At 75.6% G+C, this 18,880-nt stretch carries 6 protein-coding genes; all 6 read right to left on the minus strand.

All coding sequences use genetic code 11. The features are described 5' to 3' along the window. Positions 1 to 20: 20 nt before the first annotated feature. Entirely contained in the window at positions 21 to 233 is a 213-nt protein-coding gene (locus QSK26_RS39785) for an MbtH family protein (protein WP_285780550.1), read from the minus strand. After that, a complete protein-coding gene (locus QSK26_RS39790; protein WP_285780551.1) occupies positions 230 to 12,283 on the minus strand; it encodes a non-ribosomal peptide synthetase in 12,054 nt (4,017 codons plus the stop codon). The genes QSK26_RS39785 and QSK26_RS39790 overlap by 4 nt, the downstream gene beginning before the upstream one ends. Next, complete coding sequence (locus QSK26_RS39795; RefSeq protein ID WP_285780552.1) at positions 12,280 to 15,639, minus strand: non-ribosomal peptide synthetase; 3,360 nt, start codon at positions 15,637 to 15,639, stop codon at positions 12,280 to 12,282. The genes QSK26_RS39790 and QSK26_RS39795 overlap by 4 nt, the downstream gene beginning before the upstream one ends. After that, the gene (locus QSK26_RS39800) at positions 15,636 to 16,955 is read right to left on the minus strand and encodes a lysine N(6)-hydroxylase/L-ornithine N(5)-oxygenase family protein (RefSeq protein ID WP_285780553.1); all 1,320 of its coding nucleotides are present in this window, start codon (positions 16,953 to 16,955) and stop codon (positions 15,636 to 15,638) included. The genes QSK26_RS39795 and QSK26_RS39800 overlap by 4 nt, the downstream gene beginning before the upstream one ends. Then, entirely contained in the window at positions 16,952 to 17,554 is a 603-nt protein-coding gene (locus QSK26_RS39805; RefSeq protein WP_285780554.1) for a GNAT family N-acetyltransferase, read from the minus strand. The genes QSK26_RS39800 and QSK26_RS39805 overlap by 4 nt, the downstream gene beginning before the upstream one ends. A gap of 165 nt (positions 17,555 to 17,719) precedes the next feature. Further along, positions 17,720 to 18,775, minus strand: coding sequence for an MsnO8 family LLM class oxidoreductase (locus tag QSK26_RS39810; RefSeq protein WP_285780555.1), 1,056 nt, complete (start codon positions 18,773 to 18,775; stop codon positions 17,720 to 17,722). Positions 18,776 to 18,880: the final 105 nt, after the last annotated feature.

Consider the following 18,880-nt stretch of genomic DNA (forward strand, 5'->3'; position numbering starts at 1 on the left):
CGCGGCCCACCCGCTCCCGTTCAACGGCCCTCGGTCTCGCGTACGAGGCTCGCCGGGCGCATGTCCGTCCAGTGCGCCTCCACGTACTCCAGGCACCGCGCGCGCGGTGCCGGTCCGTGCACGCCGCGCCAGCCGGCCGGCACCGGCAGGTCCACCGGCCAGATCGAGTGCTGGGCCTCGTCGTTGACCACGACGAGGTAGGTGCCCTCCGCGTCCTCGAACGGGTTCGTCATATCGTCTCCTCGGTCGGCCCCGGAAGCGGGGCGGGGTGCCTGGCCGGGCCCGCGGCGAGCCGCCGCCGCAGGACTCCGGCGATCCGGGCGAGCGGTCCGGGATCGGCCAGCTCGAAGTGTTCGCAGTCGACGCCGTGCTCCTCCAGCACGCCGTCCACGTAGGGCCGCCACCGGCCGGTGTCCAGCGTGGTGCCCGCCTTGTCCGCGGTGGCGGTGAAGAACAGCACGTCGCCCCGGTAGACGGGATGGCCGGCCGGGCGGATGAGCCGTTCCGCGTTCGCGGCGGCGGCGAGCATCGCGGTGACCGTGCCGTCGTCCACGCCGCCGCCGATGTCGCGCAGGACGGCCGCGCGGTCCAGCGGCCCGGTGGCCGTGCGGCCGGCGAGCCGGAGCAGGAAGCCCAGGACGTCCTGCTCGTCGTCGCCGGTCTCCGGCTCCTCGCCGGGGCGCAGCGGGTAGGAGTCGAGCAGCGCCAGCAGTTCGACCTCCTCGCCCTCCGCCTGCAACCGGGCCGCCATCGCGTGCGCCACGACTCCGCCGAAGGACCAGCCGAGCAGCCGGTACGGCCCGGCCGGCCGTACCCGGCGGATCTCCCGCACGTAGTCGGCGGCCATCTCGGCGAGCGTGCCGGGCAGCGGGTGCGGCCCGGCCAGCCCGCGCGCCTGGACGCCGTAGAGCGGCACGTCGAGATGCGCGGCCAGCCCCGTGAAGCACCAGGCGAGGCCGAACAGCGGATGCACACAGAAGAGCGGCGCGCCCTCGCCCCCCGGCCTGATCGGCAGCAGCACGTCCAGCGCACCAGGCCGCCCTCCGCCGCCTGACCGCGTCCCGCCTCCGGCCGGCGTCCCGCCGCCGAGTGGGCTCCCGCCTTCGGATGGTGTCCCGCCGCCGGGTGGCGTTTCGCCTTCGGGTGGCGTTTCGTCGTCCGGTGCGGTGAGGCGGGTGGCGAGACCGGCGGGGGTCGGCTCCTCCAGCAGCGTCATGACCGTCACGCGTACGCCCAGCTCGGTCCGCAGCCGGTTCACCAGCTTCGCCGCCAGCAGGGAGTGGCCGCCGAGCTCGAAGAAGTTCCCCCCGGCCTCCACCTCCGGCACGCCGAGCACCTCGGCGAAAAGCGCCCGCGCCCGCGCCTCCACCACCGCGTACCCGGCCGCGCGGGAAGGCACGAGGGGGGCCGCGGTGGGAACTGCGGTGGGGGTCGCGTCGGCGTCGGTGGGCGGCGGGGCGGGGAGAAGGGCGCTGATCTTGACCAGCGGATCGGCGGCGACTCCGGACAGCAGCGTCGCCAGTGCGTCCGCGAGCAGCTTCGCCCGGTCCGCGGTGAACAGGTCGGTGCGGTACTCGACCACGCCGTCGATCCCGTCGCCGTCCTCCGCCAGGGCGAAGGCGAGGTCGAACTTCGCGGTCGCGGTGCCGGTCTCCTCGGGCGCGACCGTGGTGCCGGGCAGCGGCGTGAGCACCGGCGCGGCCTCCTGCCAGGCCACCATCACCTGGAAGAGCGGATGCCAGGCGGCCGAGCGGACCGGCCGCACCGCCCGTACCACCTCCTCGAACGGCGCGTCGGCGTGGTCGAAGGCGGCGAGGTCGGTTTCCCGTGCCCGGTCGAGGAGTTCGGCGAAGGCGGGGTCGCCGCCGGTGTCGAGGCGCAGGACGAGGGTGTTGACGAAGAAGCCGACGAGGCCGGCGAGGGCGCCGTCGTCCCGTCCGGCGACGGGGGTGCCGAGGGGGATGTCGGTGCCGGCGCCGAGCCGGGTGAGCAGCGCCGCGACCGCCGCGTGCGTCACCATGAACATCGTCGTCCCGGTACGGCGGGCCAGGGCGGCGAGCGCGTCCCTGGTCCCGGCGTCCAGCCGGAACCCGGCGGTGGCCCCCGCGGTCCCGGCCACCGCCGGACGCGGCAGGTCGTGCGGCAGCGGCAGCAGGCCGGGCAGCCCCGCGAGCGCATCCCGCCAGAACCCGAGCCGCCGCTCCAGCCCACCCCTCCCGCCACCACCACCCACGGAGCCGCCCTCCGGGGGGCCGTCGAGTAGGGCGCGTTGCCAGATGGCGTAGTCGGCGTACTGGACCGGGAGTGGGGACCACTCGGGAGGCCGTCCGGCCAGGCGGGACTCGTAGGCGGTGACGAAGTCGTCCCACAGCGGCCCGGCCGACCACTCGTCGCTGCCGATGTGGTGCAGCAGCACCAGCAGCACGTGCTCGTCCTCCTCGGAGAACAGCCACGCCCGGATCGGCGGCTCGGCGGTCAGGTCGAAGGCGTGCGACGCGGCGGCGCGCGCCCGCTCCCCGGCGTCACCCCGGCAGACCACGTGCTCGAACGCGGGCCGCCCCCTGCCCGCGTCCACGACCACCTGGTACGGCTCGCCGTCCGTCTCGGCGATGAGCGTGCGGAGCGACTCGTGCCGGGCGGCCACGTCCTCCAGCGCGGCACGCACGGCCGCCGGGCTCACCGGGCCGCGCAGCCGTACCGCGAACGGCACGTTGTAGGTGGGCGACGGCCCCTCCAGGGTGTGCAGGTACCACAGCCTGCGCTGCGCGGAGGACAGCGGCACCCGCTCCGGGCGGGGCGCCGGGAGGAGCGGCGGCCGGGCCGGGCCGGTGGCGCCGTCCACCCGCTCGGCCAGCGCCGCCACCGTCGGCGCCTCGAACACCGCCCTGATCGTGAGCGGCACGCCGAACTCCGCCCGCACCCGGGCGGCCAGCCGCACCGCGAGCAGCGAGTGGCCGCCGAGGTGGAAGAAGTCGTCGAAGACGCCCGCGCCGGGCGTCTCCAGCACGTCGGCGAAGATCGCGAGCAGCCGTTCCTCGGTGGCGCCGCGCGGCGCGCGGCGCGCGGGCGCCGCCGCGCGGGCGCGCCGGACCGGCAGCGCGCCGGCGAGCGCGGGCACCGCCAGCTCGCCGATCGGCCGGCCTGGCTCCCCGGCGACCTGCTCCAGCACCCGGACCAGCCCTCCGGCGATGAGCCCGGCCGTCTCCCGGTCGAACATGTCCGTCCGGTACTCGACCGCCACGTCGGCGCCCGCCGGGTCGAAAGCCACGTCGAAGGCGAGGTCGAACTTCGCGGCGGCCACGCCGGTCTCCTCGGCGAAGGCGAACCCCGGCGGCGCGGGCGCGGGCGTCCGGCAGGTCACCATGACCTGGAAGAGCGGATGCCGGCCGGGCGCGCGCACCGGGTTGACCGCCTCCACGACCCGCTCGAACGGCACGTCGGCGTGCTCGAACGCGGCCAGGTCGGTTTCCCGCGCCCGGTCGAGGAGTTCGGCGAAGGACGGATCGCCGCCGGTGTCGAGGCGCAGGACGAGGGTGTTGACGAAGAAGCCGACGAGGCCGGCGAGCGCGTCGTCGTCCCGCCCGGCCACCGGGGTGCCGAGGGGGATGTCCTCGCCCGCGCCGAGCCGGGTGAGCAGCGCCGCGACCGCCGCGTGGACCAGCATGAACATGCTGACCCCGGCCCGCGCCGCCAGCGCGGCCAGCGTCTCGGCCACGCCCGCGGGCAGCCGCCCGGTCACCACGTCGCCCTCCGGCCCGCCGCCGCCCGGCCGGTCGGCCGGCAGCGCGATCCGCTCCGGCAGCCCGGCCAGCTTCGCGGTCCAGTAGCCGAGTTGCCGGGCGGCGAGGCTCGCCGGATCGGCCGGGTCGCCCAGCAGGTCCCGCTCCCATAGGGCGTAGTCGGCGTATTGGAGGGGGAGTGGTGGGGTTTGGTGGTGGTGGTAGGCGTTGGTGAGGTCGGTGAGGAGGGGGGTGATGGAGAGTTCGTCGCAGGTGATGTGGTGGAGGAGGAGGAGTGGTCCTTGGGGGGTGTGGCGGGCTCGGATGGGGAGGTCGGTGGTGAGGTCGAAGGGTTGGTGGGGGTTGGGTGGTCCGTGGTCGATGATGAGTTTGTGGTGGGCTTGGGTGGGGGTGAGGATGGTTTGGGTGGGGGTGCCGTGGTGTTCGGTGTAGAGGGTGCGGAGTGTTTCGTGGCGGGTGATGAGGGTTTTGAGTGCGTGGTTGAAGGTGTGTTCGTCGTAGGGGCCGGTGAGTTGTAGCGGGATGTTGTACGCCGCCGACGGGCCTTCCAACCGGGCCAGGAACCACAGGCGGAGCTGGGCCGAGGAGAGCGGCACCCGGTCCGGCCGCGGCACCGGGACGAGCGCCGGGCGCGGCGCGGCGGCGGGCGGCGCAGCGCCCAGCGCGGTGGCCAGCCCGGCCACCGTCGGCGCGTCGAACAGCGTGCGCAGCGGTACGTCGGCGCCCAGCCGGGCACGCACCCGCGCGGCCAGCCTGACCGCGAGCAGAGAATGCCCGCCGAGCTGGAAGAACCCGTCGTCGATGCCGACCTCGGGCACCCCCAGCACCTCGGCGAACACCTCGCACAGCACCCGCTCGGCCGGCGTGCGCGGCCCCCGTGCCACGGCGCCCCGCACCGCGCCCGGCGCGGGCAGCGCCTTCCGGTCCACCTTGCCGTTCACCATCAGCGGCAATGTCTCCAGCGGGACGAACGCCGCAGGAACCATGTACCCGGGCAGCCGCGCGGCCACGTGCCGGCGCAACACGGCCGGATCGGTCTCCGCGCCCGCCACGTACGCCACCAGCCGCTTGTCGCCCGGCCGGTCCTCCCTGGCCACGACCGCCACCTCGCGCACCCCCGGGCAGCCCGCGAGCACCGACTCGATCTCACCCGGCTCCACCCGGAAACCGCGGATCTTGATCTGCCCGTCCGCCCGGCCGGCGAACTCCACCACGCCGTCCGGCCGCCATCTCGCGAGGTCCCCGGTGCGGTACATGCGGGTGCCCGGCTCGCCGTACGGGTCGGGCACGAAACGCTCGGCGGTGAGGCCGGGGCGGCGCAGGTAGCCGCGGGCCAGGCCGGCGCCCGCCACGTACAGCTCGCCGGTGACGCCGGGCGGCACCGGGCGCAGCCGCCGGTCCAGCACGTAGACCCGCTTGCCCACGTCGGGACGGCCGATCGGCACGCTGCCCAGTTCGCCGAGGTCGCCGGCCGCCTCCCAGAGGGTCGAGTTGACCATCGCCTCGGTGGGACCGTACGCGTCGAACACCCGGTGCCGCTTCGACCAGCGCCGTACCAGCTCCGGCGTCACCGTCTCGGTGCCGACGAGCAGCGTGGAGCCCTCGGGCAGCACGCAGTCCTCCGGCAGCGCGGTCAGCAGCGCGGGCGGCAGCGCCAGCACGGTCGCCCCGTGCTCGTGGGCGTAGGAGGTCAGCTCGGCCCCGGCGACCCGCCGCTCGGCCGGCACCACCACCAGCGTCGCCCCCGTGCACAGCGCCATGGTCATCTCCCAGAACGCCACGTCGAAGCTGATCGAGGCGAACTGCAGCACCCGGCTCCCCGGGCCGACGCCGAAGTTCCGCACCGCCGTCGCCACCAGCGCCTCCACCCCCGCGTGCTCCAGCACCACGCCCTTGGGCCTGCCGGTGGACCCCGAGGTGTAGATCACGTACACCGGGTGGCGGGGCAGCGGCGGCACCACGAGGGCGTCCCCGGCCTCACCGGCGGCCGGATCGTCGGCGAGGACCACCGGGATCCCGGTCTCCGGCAGCGCCCGCGCGGTCTCGGCGGTGGCCAGCACCAGCACCGGCGCGGCGTCGTCGAGCATCATCGCGACCCGCTCACCGGGATAGGTGAGGTCCAGCGGCAGGTACGCGGCCCCGGCCCTGGCCACCGCCAGCACGCCCGCGACCATGCCGGCGCCGCGCGGCAGCGCCACCGCCACCACCCGTTCCGGCCCCGCGCCGTGCGCGGCGAGTATCCGGGCCAGCCGGCCGGCCGCCGCGTCCAGCTCCGCGTAGCTGAGCGTCTCGTCCTCGCAGACCACCGCCGCCGCGTCCGGGGTGGCCGCCGCCTGCGCCCCGAACAGCTCCGGCAGCGTCCGGCCCGGCCCGGCGGAGCCGGTGGCGTTCCAGCCGGTCAGGACCCGGTGCCGCTCCTCGTCCGGCATGATCGCGAGTTTGCCGATCCGCTGCCCCGGGTCCTCGGCGACCTGTTCGAGGAGCCGGATAAGGTATCCGCCGATCCGTTCCACCGTGGCCCGGCGGAACAGGCCGCCGCGGTACTCGACGGTCACGTCCAGGCCGTCGGGCGTCTCGGTGAACGCGAACGCCAGGTCGAACTTCGCGGTCACCGCCTCCCCGGGATCACGGTCCTCGCGCAGCCCGGCCGGCAACCTGACCGGCTCGGCCCGCGCCTGATGGGCCACCATGACCTGGAACAACGGGTTGCCCTCGCCCGCGCGCTCCGGGTTGAGCGCCTCCACCAGCAGCTCGAACGGCACGTCCGCGTGCTCGAACGCGGCCAGGGCGGTCTCCCGCACCCGGCCGAGCAACTCGGCGAAGGCCGGGTCGCCGCCGGTGTCCAGGCGCAGCACGAGGGTGTTCACGAAGAAGCCCACCGCGCCTTCCAGCGCCGCGTCGTCCCGTCCGGCGACGGGGGCGCCGAGGGGGATGTCCTCGCCCGCGCCGAGCCGGGTGAGCAGCGCGGCCACCGCCGCGTGCGCCAGCATGAACATGCTCGCGCCGTGCTCGCCCGCCAGCCCGGCGAGCGCCGCCCGCACCCGCTCCGGCAGCGAGAACGACAGCACCCCGTCCCGGCCCGCCGCGCCCGCCCGGCGGTCCGCGGGCAGCTCCAGCCCGTCCGGCAGCCCGGCCAGCCGCTCGGTCCAGTAGCCGAGTTGCCGGGCGGCGAGGCCGGCGGGGTCGGCGGGGTCGCCGAGGAGGCGGTGCTGCCAGAGGGCGTAGTCGGCGTATTGGAGGGGGAGTGGTGGGGTTTGGTGGTGGTGGTAGGCGTTGGTGAGGTCGGTGAGGAGGGGGGTGATGGAGAGTTCGTCGCAGGTGATGTGGTGGAGGAGGAGGAGTGGCCCTTGGGGGGTGTGGCGGGCTCGGATGGGGAGGTCGGTGGTGAGGTCGAAGGGTTGGTGGGGGTTGGGTGGTCCGTGGTCGATGATGAGTTTGGTGTGGGCTTGGGTGGGGGTGAGGATGGTTTGGGTGGGGGTGCCGTGGTGTTCGGTGTAGAGGGTGCGGAGTGTTTCGTGGCGGGTGATGAGGGTTTTGAGTGCGTGGTTGAAGGTGTGTTCGTCGTAGGGGCCGGTGAGTTGTAGCGGGATGTTGTACGCCGCCGACGAGCCGTCCAGGCGGTGCAGGAACCACATCCGCCGCTGCGCGTACGACAACGGGATCCGCTCCGGGCGCGGCACCGGCACGATCGCCGGCCGCCCGGCCGGGGCCAGCAGCGCGGCCAGGCCCGCGACGGTGGGCGCCTCGAACACGTGACGCAACGCCACCTCGGCGCCCATCGAAGCCCTGATCCGGCCGATCAGCCTGACCGCCGGCAGCGAGTGCCCGCCCAGCCGGAAGAAGTCGTCGCCGATTCCCACCTCGGCCACCCCGAGCACCTCGGCGAACAACCGGCACAGCATCCGCTCGGCGTCGGTGCGCGGCTCCCCGGTCCCGGGCGGCCCGCTCCGCACGCCGCTCAGCACCGGCGCGCGCATCGCAGCCGGCGCCAGCTCGCCCAGCGGGCGCGACGGCTCGGCCGCCACCCGCTCCAGCAGCGCCGCCAGCCGGTCGGCCAGGCCCGCCGCGGTGGACCGGTCGAACACGTCCTCGCGATACTCGACCGAGCACCGCAACGTGCCGTCCACCTCGGCGAACGCGAACGTCAGGTCGAACTTCGCCACCGGCAGCCCGACCTCGGCCACGCTCAACGACAGTCCGGGAATGTCCGGCATGTCATCCATTGCATGCTGGTAGGCCACCATGACCTGGAAGAGGGGATGGCGTCCCGGCGCGCGTTCTGGGGCGAGCGTCTCGACGAGGAGGTCGAACGGCACGTCGGCGTGGTCGAAGGCGGCCAGGTCGGCCCGCCGTACCCGGTCCAGGAGCTCGGCGAACGACGGATCGCCGCCGGTGTCCACCCGCAGCACCAGGGTGTTGACGAAGAAGCCCACCAGGCCGGCCAGCGCGTCGTCCTCGCGTCCGGCCACCGGGGTGCCCACCGGGATGTCGGTGCCCGCGCCCAGCCCGGTGAGCAGCGCGGCCACCGCCGCGTGCACGGCCATGAAGGCGCTCGCCCCCCGGCCCCTGGCCAGCTCCGCCAGCCGCTCGAAGACGCCGCCCGGCAGGTCGAACGACACCGTCCCGCCCCGCCACGACATCGCCGCCGGGTACGGCCGGTCCGCCGGCAGGCCGATCTCCGGCGCCAGCCCGTCCAGCGCCTGACGCCAGTAGGCGAGCTGCCTGGCCGCGAGCCCGCCCGGATCGCCGGGATCGCCCAGCACCTCCCGCTGCCACAACGCGTAGTCGGCGTACTGCGCCGCCGGCGGCGCGAACTCCGGCTCCCGCCCGCCGGCCCTGGCCAGGTAAGCCGCCGCCAGATCCGCCAGCAACGGGCGAATCGACCACTCGTCCCCCGCCACATGGTGGAACACCAGCAGCAGCGCCCACTCGTCCGGGGCCTGCGCGTCCAGCCAGACGCGCAGCGGCAGCTCGGCGGTCAGGTCGAAGGCGTGGCCGGGGTCGCCGGGACCGGTCGCCACGACCAGCCGCCGGCGCGCCTCCGCCGGGCCGAGGATCAGCTGGTACGGCTCGCCGTCCTCCTCGGCGATCAGCGTGCGCAGCGCCTCGTGCCGGGCCACCACGTCCCCGACGGCCGCGCGCAGCGCCGCCCCGTCGACCGGGCCGCGCAGCCGCAGCGCGACCGGCATCGTGTACGTGGCCGACGGGCCCTCCAGCCGGTGCAGGAACCACAGCCGCCGCTGCGCGTGCGACAGCGGCACCCGCGCCGGCCGCGGCCCCGGCATCAGCGGCGGGCGCGACGCGCCCGAGCCCAGCCGCCCGGCCAGCTCCGCCACGGTCGGCGCGCCGAACAGCGTCCCGACGCCGGTGTCCGCCCCCAGCTCGGCCCTGATCCGGCTGACCAGCCGGGCCGCCAGCAGCGAGTGCCCGCCCAGCAGGAAGAAGTCGTCGTGCACGCCCACCCGGTCAACCCCGAGGATCTCCGCGAACAGCTCGCACAGCCGCTCCTCCACGACCCCCCGCGCGGCCCGCCCGGTCGCGACCGGGCGGTCCCCCGGAGCGGGCAGCCCGCGCCGGTCCACCTTCCCGCTGGGCAGCAGCGGCAGCGCCGCGAGCGCCACGAACGCGGCCGGCACCATATGCCCCGGCACCCGCGCCTCCATATAGGCCCGCAACTCCTCCTCACCCACCACCCCGGCTTCGGCGGGCGTCACGGCGGGCGTCACGGCGGGCGGCCCGGAGGGCGTCACGGCGGCGACCGTGTACGCGACCAGGCGGCGGTCGCCCGGTCTGTCCTCCCTGACGGTGACCACGGCGTGGGACAGGCCGGGGTGGGCGGCGAGGACCGTCTCGACCTCGCCGGGCTCGACCCGGAAACCGCGGATCTTCACCTGGTCGTCGGACCGGCCGGCGAACTCCAGGACGCCGTCCTCGCGGCGGCGGGCCAGGTCGCCGGTGCGGTACATGCGGTCACCGGGCGGGCCGTACGGGCAGGGCACGAAGCGTTCGGCGGTGAGGCCGGGGCGGCGCAGGTAGCCGCGGGCCAGGCCGGTGCCGGCGAGGTACAGCTCGCCGGTGACGCCGGGGGGCACCGGGCGCAGCATGCCGTCCAGCAGGTACACCCGGTCGCCGAGGGGCGGGCCGCCGGTGCCGTCCTCCCTGCGCACGTAGGCGTCCACGGTGCACTCGGTCGGGCCGTACAGGTCGCGGGCGACGAGTCCCGGCGTCTCGCGCAGCCGCGTCCACAGCGGCTCCGGCACCGCCTCGCCGCCCACCGCCACCACGGCCGGCCGGTGTCCGCCCTCCGTCAGCAGACCGCAGGCCAGCAGCGGCGCCAGGTACGACGGCGTCACGTCCACATAGTCGATCCGCCGCTCGGCCACGTACCCGGCGAGCAGCTCCGGGTCCCGGTAGACGCCGTCGTCGAGGACGTGCAGCTCGTGACCGGCGAGCATCCACAGCAGCGGGTCCACCGACGCGTCGAACGCGAACGACGCCGCGTGCGCCACGCGCAGCCGCCGCCCGCCCACCGCCTCGGTCCCGCGCGCGATCACGTCGTCCCGGTGCGCGTTCAGCAGCGCCACCACCGCGCCGTGCGGCACCACGACGCCCTTCGGCAGCCCGGTGGACCCCGACGTGTAGATGACGTAGGCCGGATGGCCCGGCAGCAGCCGTCGTGCCCGCTCGCCCGGCGCGACCGGCCCGGCGGCGCGGCCTTCCAACTCGGCCACGACGACCGGGTCGTCGAGGAGCAGCGGCCCGGCGGCCGAACCGGACGGCACCGCGGCGGCGGTCTCCGAGACGGCCAGCACGAGTGCCGCCCGGGAGTCCGCCAGCATGAGCGCGATCCGCTCCGCCGGGTACCCCAGGTCCACCGGGAGACAGGCCGCCCCCGCCTGCCACACCGCCAGCATCGCGGCCACCACGTCCATGCCGCGCGGCAGTACCAGGGCCACCACGTCCTCCGGCCCGATCCCGCGCGCGATCAGCGCCCTGGCCAGCCGGTTCACCTGCCCGTCCAGCTCCGCGTAGCTCAGCGCCCCCTCGCCGTCCCGGCGCTCGTCCGGGCCGTGCGGTCGAGGCGGATCAGCGTCGGCGAGCAGGCCGGTGAGCGGGCCGGGGCGGCCGCGCAGGGCGACGGCGGCGGGGGTGGCGGCGACGCGGGCGGCGAAGACGTCGGGCAGGGTGTGGCCGGGCCTGTGGCCGGGCCCGGGGACCACGGGGCCCGCCCAGGCGGTGAGGATGCGGTCGCGTTCGGCGTCCGGGAGCGGCTCCAGGCGGCCCACCGGGCGGTGCGCGTCCTCGGTCAGCAGGCCGAGCACCCGCGTCAGGTAACCGGCGATCCGCCGCACGACGGCCGCCTCGAACGCCCCCTCGCGGTAGGACAGCTCGACCCGCAGCCGCGCACCCGGCCGCACGCACACCGTCAGCGGGTAGTGGGTCGCGTCCCGCTCCTCGGCGCCCTCCACCACCAGGTCCCCGGCGCCGGTCAGCCCGCCGGTGGGATGGTTCTCGAACAGCACCAGCGTGTCGAACAGGTCGCCGCGGACCCCCGCCAGCGCCTGGACGTCGGCCAGCCCCACATGGTGCAGGTCGGCGAGCCCGGCCGCGTCCTCGCGCAGCCGCGCCAGCAGCCCGGCCACCGGCTCCCCGGCCCGCAGCCGCACCCGCACCGGCACCGTGTTGACGAACAGCCCGACCAGCCGCCCGGCATCGGGCAGCTCCGGCGGCCTGCCCGAGACCGTGGTGCCGAACACGACGTCGTCCCGGCCGGTCAGCATGCCGAGCACCACCGCCCAGGCGGCCTGGACGAGCATGCTCGGCGTGCTCCCCGCCCGCCGGGCGAAACCGGTGATCCGGGCGGACAGCTCCGCAGGCAGCTCGGTCACCACCTCGCCCACCGCCCCGCCGGCCCGCCCGGCGGCCAGCAGGGTCGGCCCGTCCAGCCCGGCCAGGCGGTCCCGCCAGGCGTCCCGCGCGGCGTCCCCGTCCCGCGCCGCCAGCCAGGCCAGGTAGTCCCGGTACGGCACGGCGGGCGGCAGATGGGCTCCGCCGTACAGGTCGAACAGCTCGCGCAGCAGCAGCGACAGCGACCAGCCGTCCAGCAGCAGGTGGTGGTTGGTGACCAGCAGCCGGTGCCGGCCGGGGGCGAGCCGCAGCAGTGCGAAGCGCAGCAGCGGCGGCGCGGTGAGGTCGAACGGCGTCTCCCGCTCCTCCCCGGCGACCGCCGAGACCTCCTCGGCGGGCCGGCCGGTCAGGTCCAGGTCCCGCCACGGCGGGCGGGCGTCCCTCAGCACGACCTGCACGGGCCGGCCGTTCCTACGGTGCCGGAACGCGGCGCGCAGATTGTCGTGCCGCCGGACCACCTCCTCGGCCGCCGCCCTCAGCGCCGCCGCGTCCACCGGCCCGCGCAGGTCGACGGCCGTCTGCACGATGTAGGAGTCGCGGGCGCCGTGCAGGGCGTGGAAGAGCAGCCCCTCCTGGAGCGGGGTCAGCGGCCAGACGTCCTGGACCCGGCTCGCCGAGCCTCCTCGGGCGTTCACGAGTACATCTCCTCGAATTCGTCAAGTTCGTCCTGGTCGAGCGGGACCAGGGGAGCGGCCGTGGCCCGCGTCCGGGCCGCCAGACCGGCGAGCGCGTCGGACAGGCGGGCGGACAGGTCGCGGATGTCGTGCTCGTCCAGCAGGGCCGCCGCCCAGGACCAGGTGACGTCCAGGTACGGGCCGTCCGCCGTCTCCCGGACCAGCGCGTCCACGGTCAGCGCGTGCGCGACGGGGAGGTCCGGGTCGGCGGCGTCCACGAAGGCGCCCGGCTCGACCACCATGGACCAGTCCCCGTCCCCGGCCGCGAACCTGCCCAGGTAGTTGAAGCAGACGCCGGGCCGCGGCAGCCCGGCCAGCACCGGCCCGGCGACCGGGTCGAGGTGGCGCAGCAGGCCGAAGCCCACGCCCTTGCCCGGCACCGCGCGCACCTGGGCGGCGACCGCGTCCAGGGCGCGCCCCGCGACCGGCCCGCCCGCGGCGAACTCGTCCCACTCGACGGCACCGGGGTCCAGCAGCACCGGATACATGCTGGTGAACCACCCGACGGTGCGGGACAGGTCGGCCCCGGGCACGATGTCCTCCCGGCCGTGCCCCTCCACGTCCAGCAGCACGCCCCCGCCCGCGACCCCGCCCGCGACCCCGCGCCAGGCGGCCAGCGCGACGGCGAGCGCCGTGAGCAGCTTCTCGGCGGTGTCCGTGAGCAGCGGGACGGTACGCTCCGGCGGCAGCGTCGTCGTCAGCCGTCCGGTGGTCGCGGCGGTGTCCCTGCGCGGGTCCAGCGCCCAGGATGCGTGCCCCGGCTGCTCCCGGCCGCCCGGCGGCGCGGCCCATGAGGAGGCGGCCGCCGCTTCCAGCACGCCCCTCCAGTGGGGCAGTTCGGCCCGCCGGTCCACCTTCGGCAGCGCCCTGGCCCAGGTGCGGAAGGACGTGGAGCGGGTCAGCGGCCCGGTGCCGGCGTAGGCGCGGGCCAGGTCGCCGGCCAGGACGCGCCAGGAGACCCCGTCCACCACGAGATGGTGCACGACCAGGCGCAACAGCCCTCGCCGACCGGGTCCCGGGTCCACCCACACGGCCCGCACCATCACCCCGTCCTCCGGCGCGAGCCGCTCCCACGCCCGCGCCTGCGCCGCGTCGGCGACCCGCAGCAGGGGCACCGCCTGCCCGGCCGGCGCGGGCGGGGGGACCGTCAGCCCGGTGCCGGTCGCGCGGGCGCGCAGCAGGTCGTGGTGGGCGAGCACCGCGCGCAGCGCGGCGGCCAGCCGGGCGGCGTCCACGGCGTACGGCAGGCGGAAGGTCGCCGACTGGCTGAACCCGCCGGAAGGGCCGCCGCGTTCGCGCAGCCAGTGCATGATCGGCGTGGCCGGCACGTCGCCGAGGGCGTCGGCCGGATCCTCGGCCGCCTGCCCCGGACCGGCACCCGGAGTCAGGCTCCGGCCCGCGCCTTGCTCCGTACCGGCGGCCAGGGCGCGGACCGTGCCCGGCTCCGTTCCGGCGGTGGCCGGGGCTCGGCCAGTGCCCGGTTCCGTACCGGCGGCGGCCAGGCGGCGGACCGTGCCCAGCTCCAGCACCTGGCGGGCGGTGATCGGCAGGCCGGCCCGCCGCGCCCTGCCCACCAGGTCGAGGGCGAGGATGCTGTCCCCGCCCAGCGCGAAGAAGTCGTCCTCGGCGCCGGCCGCGGGCAGCCCGAGCACCTCGGCGAACAGCGCGGCCAGCGTCTCCTCCGCCGAGGTGGCGGGCTCCGCAGTCCCCGCCCCGACCCGCGGCTCCGGCAACGCCGCACGATCCAGCTTCCCGTTCGGCGTCAGCGGAAGCCCGTCCAGCACGACGAACGCCGAAGGCACCATGTACTCCGGCAACCTGGCCGCCGCGTACTCCCGCAGCCGCGCGGCCACCCCCTCGTCCCGGAGGCGGAGTCCGTCCTCTCCCCGCCCGCGCGGGGCGTCGAGTGCGTGGTCCCGTCCCGGCGCGTCGAGGACCACGTAGGCGGTCAGGCGGAGGGTGCCGGGGCGGGGTTCGCGGGCGGTGACCGCGGCCCGGCGGACGCCGGGAGCGGTGGCGAGGACGGCCTCGATCTCGCCCGGTTCGACCCGGAAACCGCGGATCTTGAGCTGGTCGTCGGCACGGCCGGCGAACTCGACGACCCCGTCCGCCCGGCGGCGCGCGAGGTCGCCGGTGCGGTACATGCGGGCGCCCGGCGGGCCGTACGGGTCGGGCGTGAAGCGTCCGGCGGTCAGGCCGGGGCGGCCCAGATAGCCCCGGGCGAGCTGGACGCCGCCGATGTAGAGCTCGCCGAGCTCGCCGGGGGCGGCGGGACGCAGGTCGCGGTCCAGAACGTGGACGGCGGTGTTCCACACCGGCCTGCCGATCGGCACCGGCCCCTCGGCTCCCGGGCGGCAGTGCCAGAACGTCACGTCCACGGCCGCCTCGGTCGGCCCGTACAGGTTGTGCAGCCGGTCGCCGAGCACCCGGTGGAAGCGGGCCGCCAGGTCGGCGGGGAGCGCCTCGCCGCTGCAGATCACCCGGCGCAGCGTCGAGCAGCGGGCGGCGGCGGGCTCGTCCAGGAAGGCGCGCAGCATGGAAGGGACGAAGTGGACCGTGGTGACCCGTTCCCGCTGGATGAGCGCGGCCAGGTAGGCCGGGTCGCGGTGGCCGCCCGGTTCGGCCACCACCAGCGTCGCCCCGGTGATCAGCGGCCAGAAGAACTCCCACACCGACACGTCGAAGCCGGACGGCGTCTTCTGCAGCACCCGGTCCCCGGCGGTGAGGCCGTACTCCGCCTGCATCCAGCGCAACCGGTTCACGATCGCCTCGTTCGTGACCACGGCCCCCTTCGGCCGGCCCGTCGACCCCGACGTGTAGATCACGTACGCCGGGTTCCGCCGGTCCGCGCGCATCCCCGGCCCGGCCGGTGCCGGGCTCCGCCCGTCCGGGCCGGGACCGGCCTCCGCGTCAGGGCCGGCGGGGGCCGCCGGGCCGGGGTGGGGCGGGAGCCAGGCCACACCCTCCAGCGGCCGGGTGGCGATCGCCACCGCGGGCGCGGCGTCGGAGAGCATGTAGGCGATGCGGTCGGCGGGGTAGTCCGGGTCCACCGGCAGGTAGGCGGCGCCGGTCCTGAGCACGGCGACCAGGGAGACGACGAGGTCGGCCGAGCGGGGGAGCGCCACCGCGACCAGCCGCTCCGGCCCGGCCCCGAGCGCCGCCAGCCGCCGGGCCAGCCCGCTCGCCGCGCGGTCCAGCTCCGCGTAGGTCGTCGTGGCGTCCCCGAACCGCACGGCCGGCGCGTCCGGCGTGGCCGCCACCTGCGCCTCCACCAGGTCCAGGAGCGTCGCCGCGTCCGGAGGGGTGTGACGGGTCACCGGGCCGGCTCCGCGCTGGGGGTCAGGTCGTGCGCGCGGGTGCGGATGGAGTCGAGGATCTCGCCGGCGCGGACCGCCGTGGTGGACAGGAGAGTGGAGGTGATGCCGTGGGTGTGCTCGGTGGCGCCCTGCAGGTAGATGCCGCAGCGCATGGCCGGTGACGTGGCCACCCGGTGGTCGCGGCCGACCTTCAGCCGGCCCGTCTCGTCGCGCAGGCAGAACTCGCCGGCGGCGCCGAGCAGGTCCAGCGGGTCGACCGGGCGGTAACCGGTGGCGTAGACGACGGCGTCGGCCTGGACCGTCTCGGACTCGCCGGTGACCAGGGACTCGATCCGGGCGGTCACCCCGGCGGAGTCCTCGTCCAGGGCGGTGATCCGGGAGGTGTTCATGATGCGCAGCCGCTCGGTGCCGGCCACCTTCTCCCGGTAGACCCGCCGGTAGAGGTCCTGGAGCAGGTCGAGGTCCACCACCGAGTAGTTCGTGTTCCCGTGGTAGCCCAGCAGCATGCCCTTGACCTCGTCGGAGGCGGTGTAGAAGCGGTCGACCGCCGCCGGGTCGAAGATCCCGTTGGCGAACGGGCTGTCGTCGGCGGGGCTGTAGCCGTACCTCGCGAAGACCGCGCACACCTGGGCGCCGGGGAAGGCGCTGTGCAGGTGCTCGGCGACCTCGGCGGCGCTCTGACCGGCGCCGACGACGAGGAACCTGCGCGGGGACGTGCCGCGCAGGGCGTCCACCCGGGTGAGGAGCTCCTCGCTGTGCCACACCCGCTCGCCGGTGACGACGCCGGGCGGGAGCACCGGGCGCAGGCCGGCCGCCACGGCGACGTTGCGGGCCCGGTAGGTCGCCAGCTCGCCGTGGGTGCCGCCCTTCTGGACCACGATGTCCAGGCACCCGACCTCGCCGTCGGCGACCACCGGCCGGATCGTGACGACCTCGGCTCCGTAGCGCACCTGGTCGGGGAAGTCGGCCGCCACCCATTCCAGGTAGTCGTGGAACTCCAGCCTGGTCGGGTACATCGACTTCTGGTTGATGAAGTCGGCGAGCCGGTCCTTGGCGTGCAGGTAGCTGACGAAGCCGTACCGGCTGGTCGGGTTGCGCATCGTGACGAGGTCCTTGAGGAAGGACACCTGCATCGTGGCGCCCTCGATGAGCATGTCGCGGTGCCAGCCGAACGCCTCCTGCTTCTCCAGGAAGACGGCCTCCACCTCCTGCCCGGTCGCGTCGCGGTGCTCGGCGAGCGCGATGGCCAGTGCCAGGTTGGACGGGCCGAAACCGATGCCGGCCAGTTCGAAGACGGGCTGTGGGGAGTGCGTCACCACTGGGGAAGATCCTCCTCCGTACGCGGGTGAACCAGCAGGGCGGCGGTCTTGTGCGGCAGCGTGACCTCGCCGGCGCGGCGGAACCCGGCCGCGGTGAACGCCCTGATCGAGGCGGTGTTCAGCACGTTCGGCTCGGCGACCACGCGGGTGCACGTCTCCTCGGCGGCCAGCAGCCCGGCCGCGACCGCCGCCAGCAGCGAGCGGCCCAGCCCGCGCCCGATGTCACCCGGCGCCCCGATGGCGATGTGCACGCCGAGGTCGTGCGGCCGGCAGGGGTACAGCGGCGCGAGGCGGTCCCGCAGCACCCGGTACAGCTCCAGGTAGGCGACCGGCTCGCCGTCCAGGTAGGCCAGGCACGGCCGGGAGTGCGCCCCGGCCGCCTGCCGTTCGATCTCCCCGGCCCAGCGCTCGCGCGGCCACGCCTGGTCCCACGCGGCGGCCACGTGCGGGCTGTTCATCCAGCGCCAGACCAGATCCACGTCATCGCCGCCCGGGGTCATCGCCCCGATTCGCCACGGTCCGGAAAGGACGGGGACCGGTGGCGGACCGACCAGGTCCAGCCACCGGGCGACGAGCGTTTCGGTCTCCGATCCCACCACGCCTCCAGGAATTAGCTTTGCCTTACCTAAGATAGGTAAGGCAAGGCTAAGAAAGCATCGGCCGCACACACTGTCAAGGCCGTGCCCCGTGAGCTGGGATTCCGCCCGCCGGTCCGACGTGGCGGGCCGTGCACGGATGGTGAGGGCGCGCGCGCGAGATGCCTAGCGGTGGGCCGCGGGGACCTGCCCGGCGATGCCCGCGAGGCGGGCCAGGCGGCGGTAGGAGTCGAGGCGCCCGGCGTGGTCGAAGGTGTTCAGGGTGACCAGCACCTCGTCCGCCCCGGTCCGGCCGATCAGCGCGTCGAGCGCGGCGGCGACCTGCTCTTCCGTGCCGTGGATCTGCCCCGCCCGCGCCTCCTCGAACCGGGCGCGCTCCCGCTCGGACATGCCGGCGGCGAGGATCTCCGCGGCCGGGGCGAGCGGCGGGAAGACGCCGTGCACCCGCGAGTAGGCGCTGGACCACGCCTCGGGCACCTGGAGCAGGGCGGCCTCCTCGGCGGTGTCCGCGACCGCGACGCTCACCGCGAGCACGAGGTGGGGGCGCGACCGGGCGGAGGGCGTGAAACCGGCGCGGTAACGGCCGATCGCGGCCAGCAGTCGCTCCTCGCCGGCCACCGTCGCGATCACCAGGGGCAGCCCGAGCCGGGCGGCGACATCCGCCCCGGCGCCGGTGGCCAGCACGAAGGCCGGCACCCGCAGGCCCTCCGCGGGCAGCGCGTGCACCCCGGGATGGGCGCGCTGCTCACCGGTGAAGTAACCGAGCAACTCGGTGAGCCGGTCGGCGAAGTCGTCCGCGTCGTTCCCGTCGCGTCCGTCGTTCCCGTTGCGTCCGTCGTGTCCCAGGGCCCGCCGTACGCCGCCGGTGAAGCCGAGCGAACGGCCGAGGCCCATGTCGATGCGCCCCGGATGCAGCGCCTCCAGCACGCCGAACTGCTCGGCGACGACCAGCGGCCGATGGTTGGGCAGCATCACCCCGCCGGTGCCGACCCTGATCACCGAGGTCGCCGCGGCGACCGCCGCGGCCAGCACCGTGGGAGCCGAACCCGCCACTCCCGGCACGCTGTGATGCTCCGACACCCAGAAGCGGTGATAACCCAGCTCCTCCGCGTCCCGGGCGAAACGCACGGTGTCGCGGATCGCCTCGGCGTGCGCCTGCCCGCGCCGGACGAGCGAACGGTCGAGGATGGAGAACCGCGTGCCCCGCGATGCGCTGCTCACACCGATGTCCAACACCGGCGGCGGCGGGAGATTCCCGAAGGCGCCGGACGCGGGAGTGCCGTGCCCGGTGGATCCCGGACACGGCACTCTCGGCATATCGTCAGG

The sequence above is a fragment of the Microtetraspora sp. NBRC 13810 genome, assembly GCF_030268685.1.
Classification (GTDB): domain Bacteria; phylum Actinomycetota; class Actinomycetes; order Streptosporangiales; family Streptosporangiaceae; genus BSRQ01.